18 protein-coding genes are annotated in these 14,877 nt (G+C 69.7%); 15 read left to right on the top strand and 3 right to left on the bottom strand.

The window, feature by feature from the left end:
• The first annotated feature begins 140 nt into the window (after window positions 1-140).
• From HP507_RS02510 to HP507_RS02445, 14 genes are all read left to right on the top strand, one after another.
• Window positions 141-1,370 carry a phage portal protein gene (locus HP507_RS02510; RefSeq protein ID WP_175350284.1) on the top strand — a complete coding sequence of 410 codons (1,230 nt, stop codon included), beginning with the start codon at window positions 141-143 and terminating at the stop codon, window positions 1,368-1,370.
• Window positions 1,363-3,003, top strand: coding sequence for an HK97 family phage prohead protease (locus HP507_RS02505; protein ID WP_175350283.1), 1,641 nt, complete (start codon window positions 1,363-1,365; stop codon window positions 3,001-3,003). Before HP507_RS02510 ends, HP507_RS02505 begins: the two co-directional genes overlap by 8 nt.
• Window positions 3,004-3,007: 4 nt before the next feature.
• On the top strand, window positions 3,008-3,361 hold the full coding sequence (locus HP507_RS02500; RefSeq protein ID WP_175350282.1) for a hypothetical protein: 354 nt from the start codon (window positions 3,008-3,010) through the stop codon (window positions 3,359-3,361).
• A complete protein-coding gene (locus HP507_RS02495; RefSeq protein ID WP_175350281.1) occupies window positions 3,358-3,729 on the top strand; it encodes a hypothetical protein in 372 nt (123 codons plus the stop codon). The genes HP507_RS02500 and HP507_RS02495 overlap by 4 nt, the downstream gene beginning before the upstream one ends.
• 10 nt (window positions 3,730-3,739) lie before the next feature.
• Window positions 3,740-4,174, top strand: coding sequence for a hypothetical protein (locus HP507_RS02490; RefSeq protein ID WP_175350280.1), 435 nt, complete (start codon window positions 3,740-3,742; stop codon window positions 4,172-4,174).
• A gap of 1 nt (window position 4,175) precedes the next feature.
• Window positions 4,176-4,559 carry a hypothetical protein gene (locus tag HP507_RS02485; RefSeq protein WP_175350279.1) on the top strand — a complete coding sequence of 128 codons (384 nt, stop codon included), beginning with the start codon at window positions 4,176-4,178 and terminating at the stop codon, window positions 4,557-4,559.
• A gap of 1 nt (window position 4,560) precedes the next feature.
• Entirely contained in the window at window positions 4,561-4,893 is a 333-nt protein-coding gene (locus tag HP507_RS02480) for a hypothetical protein (protein ID WP_175350278.1), read from the top strand.
• Window positions 4,894-5,004: 111 nt separating this feature from the next.
• Entirely contained in the window at window positions 5,005-6,825 is a 1,821-nt protein-coding gene (locus tag HP507_RS02475; RefSeq protein WP_175350277.1) for a phage tail tape measure protein, read from the top strand.
• A complete protein-coding gene (locus HP507_RS02470; RefSeq protein WP_175350276.1) occupies window positions 6,822-8,246 on the top strand; it encodes a hypothetical protein in 1,425 nt (474 codons plus the stop codon). The genes HP507_RS02475 and HP507_RS02470 overlap by 4 nt, the downstream gene beginning before the upstream one ends.
• A gap of 2 nt (window positions 8,247-8,248) precedes the next feature.
• Window positions 8,249-8,761 (top strand): hypothetical protein, encoded by a 513-nt coding sequence (locus HP507_RS02465; RefSeq protein ID WP_175350275.1) that lies wholly within the window; start codon window positions 8,249-8,251, stop codon window positions 8,759-8,761.
• A complete protein-coding gene (locus HP507_RS02460; protein WP_175350274.1) occupies window positions 8,761-9,126 on the top strand; it encodes a hypothetical protein in 366 nt (121 codons plus the stop codon). Before HP507_RS02465 ends, HP507_RS02460 begins: the two co-directional genes overlap by 1 nt.
• Complete coding sequence (locus HP507_RS02455) at window positions 9,123-9,785, top strand: hypothetical protein (protein ID WP_175350273.1); 663 nt, start codon at window positions 9,123-9,125, stop codon at window positions 9,783-9,785. The genes HP507_RS02460 and HP507_RS02455 overlap by 4 nt, the downstream gene beginning before the upstream one ends.
• The gene (locus HP507_RS02450; protein ID WP_175350272.1) at window positions 9,785-10,177 is read left to right on the top strand and encodes a hypothetical protein; all 393 of its coding nucleotides are present in this window, start codon (window positions 9,785-9,787) and stop codon (window positions 10,175-10,177) included. Before HP507_RS02455 ends, HP507_RS02450 begins: the two co-directional genes overlap by 1 nt.
• 62 nt (window positions 10,178-10,239) lie before the next feature.
• Window positions 10,240-10,890, top strand: coding sequence for a hypothetical protein (locus HP507_RS02445; RefSeq protein ID WP_175350271.1), 651 nt, complete (start codon window positions 10,240-10,242; stop codon window positions 10,888-10,890).
• 5 nt (window positions 10,891-10,895) lie between these two features.
• Here the strand turns inward: HP507_RS02445 and HP507_RS02440 are convergent, their stop codons facing one another.
• Window positions 10,896-11,600, bottom strand: a complete 705-nt coding sequence (locus HP507_RS02440; RefSeq protein ID WP_175350270.1) for a tyrosine-type recombinase/integrase — start codon at window positions 11,598-11,600, stop codon at window positions 10,896-10,898.
• Window positions 11,601-12,317: 717 nt separating this feature from the next.
• On the opposite strand from HP507_RS02440, the gene HP507_RS02435 reads away from it, so the two are divergent.
• A complete protein-coding gene (locus HP507_RS02435; protein WP_175350269.1) occupies window positions 12,318-12,644 on the top strand; it encodes a hypothetical protein in 327 nt (108 codons plus the stop codon).
• Between the two features lie 98 nt (window positions 12,645-12,742).
• On the opposite strand, the gene HP507_RS02430 is transcribed toward HP507_RS02435, so the two are convergent.
• Both HP507_RS02430 and HP507_RS02425 read right to left on the bottom strand, forming a co-directional pair.
• Entirely contained in the window at window positions 12,743-13,576 is an 834-nt protein-coding gene (locus HP507_RS02430; RefSeq protein WP_175350268.1) for a MurR/RpiR family transcriptional regulator, read from the bottom strand.
• Window positions 13,573-14,847 carry an allantoate amidohydrolase gene (locus HP507_RS02425; protein ID WP_338085229.1) on the bottom strand — a complete coding sequence of 425 codons (1,275 nt, stop codon included), beginning with the start codon at window positions 14,845-14,847 and terminating at the stop codon, window positions 13,573-13,575. Before HP507_RS02425 ends, HP507_RS02430 begins: the two co-directional genes overlap by 4 nt.
• Between the last annotated feature and the right edge of the window lie 30 nt (window positions 14,848-14,877).

Genomic DNA, 14,877 nt, shown 5'->3' with positions numbered 1-14,877 from the left:
CGCCCGGTCGGGTTTGGCCATGACCATGATGCCCCGCCACGGTCAACGACATGTCAGCTATGTCATGCCTCGTCCGCGTCATCCGGTTCGGTCACGCTCATATTTGGTGCTGTCGGCTCTTCGCCCGGATGGTTCTCGGCATGCCGTCGTTCTGGTCCCGCACCGCCGCCCTGCTCCGCACGGGCGCTGCCGTCACCGAAGCGCGATCGGCCGACGAGAACGCCGCCGACACCATGCCTGAGGGTGTCCGCCCGCCGTCCCGCTCGGACGTGCTGGGCGTCACCCCGGATCGCGCCTTGACGCTCTCGACGGTGTTCCGCGCCGTCCAGATTCACACGACGGCCGTCGCGCAACTCTCGGTCAACATCGAGCGGGGCGGGCAGGTCGTCGCCGACACCCCGCTGCTCGTCCAGAAGCCGTGCATGTCCATGTCCCGGTCGCGGTTCCTGGAGGAGACCACCGCGGCCCTCTACCTCCACGGGAACGCCTACTGGCGCATCGTCCGGCTTGCGGGCGCGCCCGTCGAGCTTGTGCCGCTCGACCCCCGCAAGGTCGCCCCGTACACCGACCCGAAGAACGGCCGGAAGACCTTCAGCTACGAAGGCCGGAACGACTGGTCGACCCTCGACATCCACCACCTGAAGTTCCTCAGCGTCCCCGGGATGGACCTCGGCCTCGGCCCGATCCAGGCCGCCCGATTCGAGATCGCCGGAGCGCTCGACGCCCGCGACTTCGGCTCCGGGTTCTTCCGAGAGGGCGGCGTCCCGTCCGGCGTGCTGAAGAGCGACCAGGACCTCAACGGCGACGACGCCCGCGCGTACCGTCGCATGTGGCACGGCCGCGACCCCGAGTCCGGCGAGCCCCTGGACCCGGACGACGCCCGCAACGACGTGCGCGTGCTCGGCAAGGGCCTGAGCTACGACTACCTCGGGTTGAAGCCCGCCGACGTTCAGTTCCTCGAATCGCAGCAGTTCTCCACGACCCAGATCGCCCGCCTGATGGGCGTCCCCTCGTCGCTGTTCCTCGCATCGGTGCAGGGCGGGTCGCAGACCTACGCGAACGTCGAGCAGGACTGGATCGGCTACGTCCGGTTCTCCCTGATGAACGTCCTCCGCGAGATGGAAGAAGCATTCACCGACGTGACCCCGCGCGGTCAGACGGCGCGCTTCAACATCGACGTGCTGCTGCGCACTGACACGAAGACCCGCTACGAGGCGCACGCGTCCGCACTCGCCGCGAAGTGGAAGACCCGCGACGAGGTGCGCATCGACGAGGGCATGGCCCCGCTCACCGACGCGCAGCGCGCCGACATTGCCGCAGCCGCCCCCGCCAAGCCCGCCACCACCCCGCAGGAGACCGCCGATGCCTGAGCCCCGGATGCACCGCCGCGCCGCGACGACCGACACCCAGATGCACCACCGCGAGATGCACGTCCGCGCCGTCAACACCGACGAGCGGACCGTGACTGGGATCGCCGTCCCCTGGGACTCGCCCGCCTCGATCAGCGATTGGTTCGGCTCGTACACCGAGCAGTTCGCCCGCGGCTCGGTCCAGGACTCGGACGACGCGCTGCTGTACTGGCGGCACACCGACCCCATTGGCCGGATCGTCTCGCACCGCGACACCGACGCCGGGTGGGAGGTCACCGCCCGCATCTCCGAGACCCCGCTGGGCGACGATGCCTACACGCTGCTCCGCGACGGCGTGGTCCGGTCCATGTCCGTCGGCTTCTACCCGATCACGACCGAGATCGACGACGAGACCGGTGACGTGACCCGTGTCGCGGTCCGCGTCGGCGAGGTCTCGCTCGTCCCCATGCCTGCCTACGACGGTGCCGAGATCACCGACGTTCGCCACCGCCAGACCGCCCCCAACACCCCAACAGGAGACCCCGTGGACCCCGAAGAGTTCCAGCGCATGCTCGACACCGCTCTCCAGCAGGAGCGCGCCGAGACCGGCCGTCAGTTCGACGCCCTTACCGCCCGCATCGGCGAGACCCGCACCGCGACCGAGCCCGCCGACACCCGCTCGGCCGGTCAGGTCCTCCAGGCCCTCGTCCGCGGCGACAGCGCCACGATCGAGTCCTACGAGGGCCTGCTCGCCCGCGCCTATGACGGCGGCGTGCTCGCCGACGACGGCACGCTGCGCCCCGCGTGGGTCGGCGACCTCACTCGCCTGATCGATGACAACTCGATCCTGTCTGGCCTGTTCTCCACTGGCACCCTGCCCGCCGAGGGCGAGACCATCGAGTACGGCCAGCTGGGCACGAACACCGTCAAGGTCGACGTGCAGGAGAACGAGGGCGACGACCTGCCGTACGGCAAGGTCACCGTGACGACCCGCAACGCCCCGGTCGTCACCGTCGGTGGATACACGAAGCTCTCGCGCCAGGCGATCGAGCGGTCCAGCGTCAACCTGCTGGACACGAACCTCCGGGCTCTCGCGATCGAGGCCGGCCGCCGGAAGAACATCATGCTCCGCGCAGGGGTAGCCAAGCTCCGCGCGAAGCAGATCGCCGCTGACTCGGCCGACAAGCGCTCGACCGTCACCGTAGCCGACCAGAGCAAGTTCACCCAGTGGGTCGGCGGCATCATCGACGCGGCCGGGATCTACGAGGACCAGGGCCTCAGCCTCGACGCGCTGCTCGTCGACAAGGACACGTTCAAGACCCTGGCGGCGATCACCGACACGACCGGTCGCCCGCTCATGGTCGTCTACGGCGAGGGCGTGAACGCCGTCGGCGTCGTCAGCCCGGCCGCGCTCGGCGGCAACCTCGCGGGCGTCATCGTCCGCGTCGACCCGAAGCAGGCGACGACCACGCCCCAGTTCGTGAACAAGCTCGCCCTGCGCGCCTACAACAGCCCGATCGTGCGGCTGACGGACTCGAACATCGTCAACCTGACCGAGGCGTACTCGGTGTACTTCTACTCGGCGCTGGCCGACGAGGTGCCCGGTGGCCTGGTGCCCGTCGTGACGGCAGACCCGGTCGCGGCTGGCGCGTGATCGCATGACTGACGCAACCCCGGCCGAGTCCGACGACGACCCGAAGCACATCACCCTCGCCGAGTACGTGCAGGCGGTCGGCGACGTGGACAAGCGGCTCGCAGCGGACTCGGCCGAGGAAGCGGAGGCGCTCGTCGACCAGCGGATCGGCAAGACCGCTACCGAGCGGAAGACCGTTCCCGAAGCCGTACGGCGCCGGGCGATTCTCGAGGTCGGGTCCGACCTGTACTACCGCAAGTCGTCCCGCTCGGGCGTCGCCGGGTTCGAGAGCGGCGACGTCCAGCCCATCCGGCTCGCGCGTGATCCCATGCTCACCGCGGCCGCGATCCTCCGACCCTACCTCCGGGGGCTCGCATGACCGGCCCCCGCATCGAGCGGGCGGCCGCGATCGCTGACACGATCCGCGCCGCCCTACCCGACGACCTCGCCGACGTGCTCGTCACGTTCGACGGCACCCAGGTTCCCCAGGGTGCCCCGGGCGGTGCGGTGATCGTCCTCCCGCCCCGCCTGACCTTCCCGACCTACACCCAGACCGAGACCACGTGGGAGGTCTGCGTCACCGCGGGCCCGTTCGACAACCACATGGTCGCGTGGGACCGCATCGACCAGATCATCGCCGCGATCGCACCCGGCCTCGACTTCACCGAGGCCGAGCCGAGCGCGTTCCAGCCCACAGCCGGGCAAGCCCTGTCCGCCTACGTCCTCACCTACACCGACCCCGAATAGGAGACCGCTCATGGTCGCAACCGCTCACATGCTCGGCCCGGGCTCGCTGAAGCTCGGCGAGACCGCCAGCCAGCGCGAGATCGCCGCGCAGCTGACCAAGTTCAGCCTGGAACCGAAGTCCGACTTCGAGGACGACGTGCCGGTCCTCTCGGGCGAGACCGTGCCCGGTGACGCATCGACGGACTGGTCCATCAAGGGCACCGCGAACCAGGACTTCGACAAGGAGTCCATCGAGATGTACTGCTACCAGCACCGTCTCCAGGACGTCCCGTTCCTGTTCACCCCGTCGAACGACCACGACGTGTCCTGGTCCGGCGTCTGCACCGTCGTCCCGCTCACCGTCGGCGGCGACGTCAAGAAGAAGAACACGTCCGACTTCGAGTTCCGAGTGATCGGCGAACCGACCCCGGTCGACTCGACCGGGACCCCGCTCGAACTGAGCTGACATGGCCGAGACCGTCGTCCAAGTCGACGGCGCACGGAAGCTCCGCGCGACGCTCAAAGCCGCAGGCGACGACCTCACCGACCTGAAAGCCGCCCACCGCGAGGCGGCCGAGATCGCAGCCCGCGCCTCGGCCGCCCTCGCCCCCGTCGGACCCACCGGACGGCTGCAACGCACGATCCGCGCGTCCGGCACAAAGACCGCTGGTGTGATCCGCGCGGGCACCGCCCGCGTCCCCTACGCGCCCGTCATCCACTGGGGCTGGCCTAAACGCCGCATCAAGGCGCAGCCGTTCCTCTCGGACGGCGCACGCGACTCCGAGGGTCGGTGGCTGCCCGTCTACATCAACCACCTCGACACCATCGTCCAACGAATCGAAGGAACCTGACATGTCCAACGCACGAGTCCTCGTCGTCACCCCCGCCACCGGCGACGCGTTCGAGGTCACCCCGAACATCAGCGACACCCTCGCGTTCGAGACCACGCTGCGCAAGAACAAGGCGTGGGGGTCGATCAGCGAGAACGCCATGCGCATGCAGTTCTTCCGTGCGTGGAGCGCAGCGAAGCGCGAGGGCAAGACGACCCAGACGTGGGACGAGTGGTCCAGCGGTGAGAACGCCGTCGTGGACGTCACGTTCAAGTCGGCCGACGACGTGGAGGCTGCTGACGCCGCTGATCACCTGGGGGAAGACACCCCCGAGGGTCAGCCCACGAGCTTCTAGTCGCTCTCGCCCTCGAAACCGGGATTCCCGCGTCCATCTGGGCGCGGGAAGACCCGGACGATATCGCCACCGCCGTAGCCCTGCTCGAAGAACGAAACGAGGCCCGTTCCAATGGCTAACAAGACCGCCATTCTCGCCGTCAAGATTCTCGGGGACGCCGTGGGCGCGCAGAAGGCCGCGCAGCAAGCGGAGAAGGCGGTCGACGGGCTGGAGGAGCACGTCCAGAAGGCGAAGGACGGTCTCAACGTTGCGGGGGCGGCCGCTGGCGTCGCCCTCGTCGCGGGCGTTGTCGGTGCAGTCGACAACGCGCAGATCGGGAACAAGCTCGCCGGGCAACTCGCGCTCGACCCGCAGGAGTCTGCCCGGCTCGGGAAGATCAACGGCGACCTGTTCGCCGACGCGTACGGCGAAAGCCTCGAACAGGTCGCAGAGGCGTCCCGGCAGGTTATCGGCAACATCGACGGGATGCGCGGCGCGAACGACGACGCTATGCGCGATATCACCGCGAAGGTCCTCGACGTGTCGACCACCTTCGACCAGGACCTGGGCGGCGTCACCACTGCCGTCGGGCAGCTGATGCGGACCGGCATGGCCCCGGACGCGCAGGCCGCTCTCGACATCATCACCGCAGGGCTCCAGGGCAACGCACGCGCCGGAGAGGACCTGATCGACACGTTCACCGAGTACCCGGCCCTGTTCGAGCGGCTGGGCCTCGACGGGCAGACCGCCGTCGGCCTGATCGACCAGGGGCTCGCCGCGGGGGCACGCAACACGGACCTCGTGGCGGACGCGCTGAAAGAGTTCCAGATCCGTGCCACCGACGGGTCCACGACCTCGGCGGCCGGGTTCGAGGCGTTGGGCCTCAACGCGCAGCAGGCCACCGCGCAGATCGCAGCCGGTGGCGACTCCGCAGCCGCCGGGCTCCAGGACGTCCTCGATCGCCTGCGTGGCATCGAGGACCCCGTGCAGCGCAACGCCGCCGCCGTCGCCCTGTTCGGTACCCAGGCGGAAGACCTCGGCGACGCCCTGTTCGCTCTCGACCCATCGTCCGCCGTGCAGGCGCTCGGCGACGTCGAGGGGGCCGCCAAGCGCCTTGACGACACCGTGAACCAGGATCAGGGGTTCGAGCAGCTGAAGCGGACCGTTACGACGACGTTCACCGATATCGGCGCGGCCGCCCTGCCCGTTCTCGAACCGGTCCTGACCCTGCTCCAGCAGTGGGCGCCGGTCCTCGGTCCACTCGCTCTCGTCGTCGGAGCGGTGGCGGGCGCGGTCACCCTGTACTCGGGGGCCATGAAGGTGTTCGCCGCCGTGCAGGCGATCCAGACCGCCGCGCAGTGGGCCTCGAACGCCGCGTGGCTGGCCAACCCCATCACGTGGATCGTTCTCGGGATCATCGTCGTTCTCGCCGCCGTCGTCGCCGCGATCGTCCTCGTGGTCACCCACTGGGACAACTTCCGGGAGAACGGCGCGGCCGCCGTCGAATGGGTCGGCGAGAAGATCGACGGCTTCAAGAACAGCGTCATCGACGCCTGGAACTGGGTCTCAACCCTGGCGTCCGCCTTGTGGGACATCGCCACGTTCAACTTCGGGTCCGGCTTCGACAAGCTCTCCAGCCTGTTCGGTGGCGGCGCATCCGCCCGCACGGTCGAGATCGCCGCCGCGCAGACCCGCAGCGTCGCCCGCCTCGCGACGACCGCCCGAGTGGCCGCCGTCGCCACCCCGACCGCCCGAGTGTCCGACGGATGGTCCGCCACCGCCGCGTTCGCCACCGCAGCACGTGCTGCCTCGGCGGGCTCGGTGACCAACAACTACGTCACGCTGAACGGCGTCATCGACAAGGCCGGAGCGGCACGGGAGATTCGCAAGGTCCTGCGAGACGAGTCCCGCTCGTCGGGCCGTTCGACGGTCGCTGGCGGTGTCTCGTGGTGATGCTCGGCGCGCGGGTCAACGTCGATGGTCAGACGATCCGCGGCGACTGGGACGGCACCGAGACCGTCGCCGTCGCCAACATCACGATCGCGTGGGGACGGGACTCGCTCTACGACGAGACCGAGCCCGACACCTGCACGCTGTACGTGATCGACCCGACCGGCGACTGGCTCGGCGCGTCCAAGCGCACCGGCTCCAAACTGGAGGTGTACCAGGTCGCGAACAGCCGTCGCGTGTTCCTCGGAGCGGTCTCGGGTACCGACATGCGTCAGATCAAGGTCGTCAACCCGAAGACAGGTCAGCGTGAGCCGCGGTGGTTCGTGAAGCTCACCGCGTCCGGTCGCCTCGGCGCGCTCAGCGAGTCGGTGTTCCCCGGTGAGATGGGGGCGGAATCGCTCGAGGGGCTCGGCGGGTGGGGCGAGTCCAACATCAACTCGCTGCAGGAGAAGTACCTGTCCCGCGGCATGTCGACGATCGTCTCCGACATCGGCCGCGCCCCCTCAGTGGGGGACTCCAGCGTCCTCGTGCGCCGCATGAACCAGGTCACAGCGTCCGAGCGTGCGAACAGCCTCGACCTGGTGGCCCGCATCTACCGCGCCGGAGAACCACTCGGGTTCGTCAACTACGACCCCGAGACGAACGCGATTGCGTGCGGCATCACCGCGGACGCGGGCACCCTGCGCCTCGTCTACAGCGGCGGCGTCACCCAGATCGCCCCGACCGGCAGCAACAGCGTCGCAGTCTCGGCCGACCTCGTGGCCGTCAACGACTCCGACGACGCGAGCACCGCCGCTGGTGACTCCGTCGACGCCGTGTCCGTCGCCTACGTCTGGTACGGCAAGGACCCCAAGCTCACCGACGGCGCGCAGAAACGAACCGTGTACATCGACAGCCTGATCGAGCGCACGACCGACCGGAACGCGACGTCCAACACCCACCGGGTCCTCGAAATCGACTCGCAGCTGATGAACCTCCAGCAGAGCGAGTTCGGCTACGACGTCGGCCCCACGAACAAGGCTCCGGGCTGGCTTGCCGACGGCATCGTGGCGAAGGTCAACACCCTCAACGGGCAACTCCGGCTCCCGCCGGTCACATTCGACGAGAAACGGTTGCCCCTCGACTCGGACGCGCTCACCTGGTCGTTCCTGCGCCCGGTACACGACGGACGAGCGATCTACTTCACCGGCTCGAAGTACAACACCCTCGCGGGCGCTGGCCCCATGTTCCAGATCATCGGCGGCACCCTCACCTTCGACGGTGCCTGGTCCCACGAGGTCACGCTGGCCCCCGCCGTGGGCAACGCGGCACGTGCCGACCTCTCGATCGGCGACCTGTTCGGCAGCACGTCCGCCGCCACCCTCGGCTCGTTCGATTCCCCCATCCGCCTCGGCGACTTCGCCACCATCTCGCAAGGACTTTGACCATGCGCACCACACCGCTCTACGGCATTCCCGCCTTCGAGTCGGCCGATCGAGCCCGCGACATCGCCGATATCGACTGGGACCGCGCCAAGCTCCTCGAAGCGATCCTCGCGAACCAAGGGCAGCCGCCACTCGGTTCCGATCTCCAGAGCCTCATCACGGCGGTCAACGCGCTGACCCCCGTGACGGCAGCGGCGAGCGGCTGGGCCAACGGGACCAACTGGGACGCCAGCGGTTCAACGCTCGTCAAATTCGGCAACCTCGCACTCCTGAGTTTCGACGCCTCGTCCTCGGTCAACATCGCCGTCGATGCGACGCCGACTGCCGCTCGCGTCCCTAGCGGGTTCCGTCCCGCGGCAACCGTGTTCGCCCCAGCGTTCGTGACCGGCATCTCCACACCCGCCACGGGCGGAATCCAGATCGCGGGAACCACAAGCGGCGGCCAAGTGACCGCCTTCAATGCAGGCGGGAACCACCGCCGTTGGTCCGCCACAGTCATCTACCCGTGCGTGTGATGACGCTCGCGGAGCAAGCCGGGCAGGTTGCCGCGTCGATCTGGGACGACCCCACGGGTCGGGTTACGACGATCCTCGGCGGCATCCTCGCTGCCCTGACCGCGCTCGGCTACGTGATCAAGAAGCTGCGCGAGGTCGTTCGCTGGGTCGTCGCTCTCGCCCGCGACATCGCCGCGATCAAACACGAGGTCAAGAACAACCACACCACGAACCTCCGCGAAGAGGCCGACGAGCGCCACGACGAGAACCGCTCCACCCTCGGCCGCGTGGACCGGAAGCTCAACCGTGTGCTCGTCATCCTCGGCGAGCACGACGACCGGATTGAAGAGCTGGAGCAGACCCGAGACAGGAGACCCGAACGATGACCCTCACCCGCACCACACCTACCGCCGTCGCGGCCTACGCGACGTCCCTGATCGGCCGTAGCCGCGACCACCTGCCCGTCCCGTGGACCGATTCAGCCGCCGTGGACGACTGCGCCCGATTCGCGTCGCACTGCCTCTGGGGCGGTTTCCCGATCTCGTGGGTGGACAACTTCAAGACCGCGGGTGACGGCTCGTACGCGGCCGGGTCCGGCGACTTCCACCCCTGGGACGTGCTCCTGTTCGACTGGGAGCACAACGGCGTCGGGAACCACGTCGAGTTCTTCGTCGGCCACGACGCCGACCCACGCTACGTCCGCACCTACGGCGCGAACGGCTCCGACACGAAGGCCGCCGCGTACCGCCGCCGCCCCGTGTCCTACATCCTCGGCCGGTTCCGCCCCCGCTGGACCGAGCCCGCCGCACCGTCCTCCGCGGCACCCCACACCAACGGCACCAGAAGGAGCAAGCACATGTACACGTTCGTCCCGATCGGCAAGACGATGTTCGTCGTCAGCCTCGTCACCGGCAAGCGAGTCGGCATCAAGAACCCCTACCACCTCGAACTCCTGAAGCGTGCGCGCGACAACGACGGCAGCGACACGATGCTCGCCGCCGAGCTCGACATCGTGAAGAACACCTACCTCCGAAGGATCGCCTGATGGGCGCCCACGAGCGCACCGCCACGGTGCAGCCCATCTGGCACACGCGGCAGCGCTGGCTCCGCACCGCCCTCCAGACCGCCCTCGCGTTCCTGGTCGGGCTCGCCGGCTCAGTCGCGGTACTCCAGGTCACGGCCCCGCGAGTGCTCGACGCCCTCGCCGACGTCCTGCCCGCCTCATGGCTTGCGTGGCTCGGCGGCGCCTTCGCGTTCGTGATCGCGATCGCCAGTGCCCTGGCCAAGCTCATGGCGATTCCTGTCGTGAACGCATGGCTCGCCCGGCTTGGGTTCGGGTCCGTGCCGCGCTCGGTCGCCCTCGACGAGCCGGAACCTACGACGACCGCGGGCTACCCCGACGCGGACAAGACCGAGCCCGATGACGCCCTCGGATAATCCTTCGGATTTCGACGACGAAGCTGCTGGCCTCAGTGCGGCCATTCGGCCAGGATGGGCTCGTGAATAACAATCCTGCAGAGCTACTTCTCAACTACTTCGGCACCGGGTCGCAGTCGGACAGGCAGAAATACACCCCCCGCATCTTGTTCAACGCGCTCGGCGAATGCGAAGACACCCTCACGACGTGGGAGCGACTCGGGAAGCCGGTCGCGGCCTACATGGGGGCCGTGCCGAGGTGGAGTCAGGCGATCGCGATGGGCTGGAACGAGAACATGTCGTTGCCGACTGTTGGGGCCAGGACCCCGGACGAGGGGGATATGGGGATGCTCCAGCTTCTTGCCAACGAGATGCGAGCGTTCGTACCTGTCTTGGATGCTGAGGCCCAGGATCGCATTTCGGACTTGGTGCACGAAGTCCTGGAGGCGGTCAAGGCGGATGACAGCCTCCCGGTCGAATTGCGCGAACACATAGCCACGCTCATCATCCAGGTCGAGCAGTGCCTGGCTGATTACGAAATTCGCGGCGACTTCGCTCTGCGGGAGGCCGTCGAACGACTCCTTGCAAACGTCCGCATCGCATCCGACCGATCTAATGAGCCGGATCGATGGTCGCGCGTCTGGGACGAGTTCGCGGTGCCGATCTTGGCCGGTCTTGTCGTCGAACTCCCGTCGATCGGGCTGGCCATTGCTCAGCTGAGCATCGGGTCCTGAGCGGCCTACGAGGCGATCGCTTCGATGGTGCGTCGTCGGTCGCTGTCGTCGGTCGCCACGTAGATCCGGGTCGTGGCGGGGGAGGCGTGCCCGAGGAGGTCCTGCACGACGGCCAGGTCACGATTCACCCGGTGCGCGCGGGCGGCGAACCGGTGCCGCAGCGAGTGGATCGTCCAGTCCCCGTCGAGTAGGCGCGTAATCAGTTTCCCGACCCACCGCGGCGACAGGTGCCCGTCGTCGTCGCCTGGGAACAGGTACCCGTGGGGCTGGGACCGGAGCACGGCCGCGAACCCGCTCGTGAGCGGCACCGGACGCCGCTTGCCGCCCTTGCCGTGCACGATCAGCGTCCACCCCAGCATGTCCTCGTACACGTCGTCCGTGTGCGCGACGGCGATCTCGCCGCGCCGCATGCCGCAGTCAGCCGCGAGGCGCAGCATGAGCCGTTCGCGCTCGTCGGCGCGGCGCATGGCGACCTGGAACACCGTGTCCGGCGTCGGGTGCGGCATCGGCGGTGCGGGCTTCACGCGGGGCAGCGACAGTGCGGCGTTGGTTGTGGTCAGTCCGGCTTCGATGCCGTAGAGCCAGAACGCGCGGAACGTCGTGCGGCGGCCGCGTCGGGTCTCGCGCGCCCATGTCTGTGTCCCGGCCCAGGCGACCAGCTGCGCGCCGGTCGTGGTCCAGGGGTCGTCGGTGCCGATTCGCCTGGCCATGTGCTCGAGGTGCTGGCGTCGTGTGTAGATGGTGGTTTCTGGGAGGCCCGCGGCGCGCTGGGATCCGAGGAATCCGGCAATCGCGGCCCCCCATGCAGTGCTGATGTTCACCCCTGCACTCACGGCCGATCGCGGCGACCGGTCGGCTGTGCGGCGCGATCGTGACCGGATCGTCATGGCACGAGGCAGAGCGTCACGACGACAACGAGCACGATCCCGCCGACCCACGCGGCAACCTCGCCGACGCGGGACTTCACGCTGCCACGTCCTCGTCGTCAGTGCCCGCACCCCAGCGCGCCGCCGCACGCGCCTCGGCTACTGACCAGAAGGTTGGGGGTTCGAGTCCCTTCGAGCGCACAGCACACACGAAAGCCCCGTCGTATCGCGACGGGGCTTTCGTCGTCCGGGTCCGTCATCCCTGGCCCGTCGTGGTCCTGTCAGGGGCGCCCCAGTACGGGCACTGCACCTTCACCGAACGATGCCGCGGCCCGTCCGGTGCTCCCCGTCCGGTGAACGTCGTCCCCGGTGTCAGGTCCTCGATCCGGGGTGGCTCGGCGTGGCGGCGCTCGGCGTGGTCCCACCGCACGTTCAGGTGGTCCCCGCAACTCGTCTCGAACAGGGAGCGGGTTGCCCCACCGCGACGGTCGGGGTCGCGAGTCCGGTTCCGCTCGGCTGGGGACGCGCCTGGCGCGCTGCGGCAGGGGTAGCCTCCGGGCCATGACCGATCCCCGCCGGGACGACCCCGAACTCGTCCGCAACCAACCCGCACTCCGCACCTCGAACGGCGGCGTGTGGCTGGCGTGGGGCGCCGTCACGGTGGTCGTCGTCGGCGTCGTGATGGGGTTCATGGCGGCCCTCGAGCCGGGGATCGGCTGGGCGGCGCTCGTCGTGGTCGTGGCCCTGTTCCTGGCGATGGTCGTCGTGCGGTTCACCGTCGGCCCGCTCCGACCCCGGCTCGCGACGATGGCGGTGCTCGACGTGCTCATCGTCCTGGTCGGGCTCGTGTCCGTGATCGCCGTGCTCGTCGCCGAGAGCCGGCCGTAGGGCGCGGCCACTTCCCGCTCGCGGGTACTCGCCCCGCCCACGCGCGGGTGGAAGTCGCCGTTGACGAACGGCTCGGTCGACTGAACGAACGAAGGCGGTCAGACGTCGGCGAGCTCGCTGAGCGCGTCGTAGGCGCGGGCCACCCCGTCGACGCGGGCCCGGCCAGCGGGCCCCGACGCCTCGTAGACGTCGTTGGCGATCGCGGCGACGACGGCGAACATCGCCGCCATCGAGTCGAACGCGGCCGGGGCGTCCACCGGGACGAGGATCGTGGTGGCGGCCGGCGCCGCGATGACCGCCGCGGTCGGGTCGCCGAGCACGACGACGTCGGCGCCCGTTCCGCTGCAGTACCGGACGAGCCGGTCCACCCCGGCTGCGTGACGACGCACGGTGACGATGACGACGAGGTCCCGACGGTCGAGGTCGGCGATCTCCTCGCCGAGCCGCTGGCCCGGAGCGGGGCCGACGCGGACGTCCCCACGGACCTGTGCGAGTTGCGCGCGGAGCTGCAGGGCGACCGCGTGTGCGGCCCGCTCGCCGACGACGAGGACGCGGTGCGCCCGGATGATCCGGCGCGCCAGGCGGGGCCGGTCGGCACGGGCGAGGGACGCGAACCCGGCGTCGAGGTTCCGCGACTCGACGACGCGCTGGTCGACGTGCGCGGCGTCCTCGGCGACCCACGGCAGGCCGGTCCCGCGGGCGGTCATGAGGTTCTGGCGGGCCTCGGCGGCGTCCTGGAAGCCCAGGGACCGGACGAGCCTCGAGACGGTGGCCTTCGAGGTGCCCGACTCGGCCGCGAGGCGACCGGACGTGCCGACGAGCAGGAGCTCCGGGTCGTGCCGGACCACGGCGGCGACCCGGCGTTCGGCGGGGGACAGGCGGTCCCAGACGGCGTCGATGCGCGCCCGGACGTCCGGCTGCTCGGCCCTCACGAGACGCCGTCCGGTCCGGTGCCGTGCCGCTCGGTGAGCGTCCTGACCGCCACGGCGAGCGCGTCCAGGCCGAGGGCGATGTCCGCCTCGGCGACGAACTCGTCCGGGTGGTGGCTGATGCCGTCCGGGTTCCGGAGGAACAGCATCCCGACGTCGGTGACGAGCCCGAGCGACATCGCGTCGTGCCCGGCGCGGGAGAACAGCGCGGGCGGTGCGGCCTCGCCGGTCGACACGATCCCGGTGCGGAGGGCGTCCATCAGCGCCGGCGCGCAGAACACCGCGGGCGCTCGGTGCACCTCGGTCGGTTCCACGGCGACGCCACGGCGCACGGCGATCTCGTCGAACGCCGCGGTGATCGCGTCCCAGACCCGGTCGCGTCCCTCGTCGAACTCCCCACGGAGGTCGACCGAGAACCGCGCGAGCCCGGGCACCACGTTCACGGCACCGGGCTCCACGGTCATCGTCCCGACCGTGCCGATGTGCTGCGACGCCCGGCAGATCCCTTCGACGGCGAGTGCGGCCTCGGCGGCGGCGAGCAGGGCGTCGTGGCGGCGCTCGTACGGCGTACCGCCGGCGTGCCGGGCCTCGCCGACGGCCTCGACCGAGAACCGCCGGGCGCTGGCGATGCTCGTCACCACGCCGAGGGCCTGTCCGGCCCGGTCGAGGTACGGTCCCTGCTCGATGTGCGCCTCGAGGTACCCGATGAGCGTCGACGGGTCGGCCGCTGCCGTCCCGACGGATTCCGGGTCGAGACCGAAGTCCGTGAAGGCCCGACGGAGGGTGGTCCCGTCACCGTCCTCAAGGTCCCACCATCCGTCGTCCCAGACGCCGGCGACGGCGGAGGAGCCGAGGAGCGCCTTGCCGAACCGGGTGCCCTCCTCGTCCGAGAACGCGATCACCTCGACGGCGGACGGCAGGGGGCCGGCGGCCGTGAGCCGGGCGACGGTGCGGATCGCCATGAGCACGCCGACGATGCCGTCGTACCGTCCGGCGTCCACCACGGTGTCGAGGTGTGACCCGAGGAGCAGGGTCCGCGCGTCCGCGGTGCTGCCGTCGACGCGGCCGTGCAGGTTGCCGGCGGCGTCCTGCCACGTCCGCAGGCCGGCGTCGCGCATCCACCCGCCGACGACGGCGTTGACCCTGGCGTGCTCGGGCGACAGGTAGACGCGGGTGATCCGTCCGGGTTCGGCGGTGATGTCGGCGAGCTCGTCGCACCAGGCGACGACGACCGCGGCGTCGGCCTGCGCACGGTCCGTCGCGACGGCGCTCACGGCGCTCACGGCGCGACCCTGGCAGCCGCG

It is taken from the genome of Curtobacterium pusillum, from assembly GCF_013359865.1.
Classification (GTDB): Bacteria; Actinomycetota; Actinomycetes; order Actinomycetales; family Microbacteriaceae; genus Curtobacterium; species Curtobacterium pusillum.
This window is presented reverse-complemented; position numbering and strand designations above follow the sequence as displayed.